This window comes from Enterorhabdus sp. P55 (assembly GCF_009911695.1).
Lineage (GTDB): Bacteria > Actinomycetota > Coriobacteriia > Coriobacteriales > Eggerthellaceae > Enterorhabdus.
This window is the reverse complement of the sequence record NZ_QWKK01000288.1, coordinates 1-614: the sequence shown is the minus strand read 5'-3', so window position 1 is coordinate 614 and position 614 is coordinate 1. Positions and strand designations below refer to the sequence as shown.

At 31.6% G+C, this 614-nt stretch carries 1 protein-coding gene; it reads left to right on the top strand.

Annotation, left to right across the window (positions count from 1 at the left end):
* On the top strand, positions 1–614 hold a 614-nt coding region (locus D1643_RS11335), incomplete at both ends, for an HAD-IC family P-type ATPase (RefSeq protein ID WP_160710678.1).

Here is a 614-nt window from a genome sequence, read left to right as displayed (position 1 = left end):
GAAAGTATTCCTCGAGAAAAAAATGTTGGTGATATTGTTTTTGGTTCAACCATTAATGGTACAGGTACATTCACTATGAGAGTATCCAAGGATAGCAAGGATACAGTATTTTCTAAAATATTAACTATGGTTGAAGAGTCACAAAATAACCTTTCACCAACTGCCGATTTCATAAAACGTTTTGAACCACACTATGTCAACGGAGTATTAGTAATATTTTTAGCTTTAATTATATTTTCTCCAATGTTTTTAGGCTGGACATTAACGGAAACAATTTCAAGAAGTTTAGTCTTTCTAGTCTCTGCTTCACCATGTGCATTAGCTGTTGCTGCAATTCCTGCAACATTAGCTGGAATATCATCTTTAGCAAAACAAGGAATACTATTTAAAGGTGGTAATTTTCTTTCAAATTTAATTAATTTAAAAGCTGTCGCTTTTGATAAAACAGGAACATTGACAGAAGGAAAACCAAAAGTAGTAGATTTCTATTTTAATCCCGAACTTGATGGTGAATCCTTTAGAAATACATTAGTAGCAATGGAAAAGCAAAGTAATCACCCATTAGCAAATGCTATAGTTAATAAATTTGAAATTCAAAAAGTTGACTACGATAT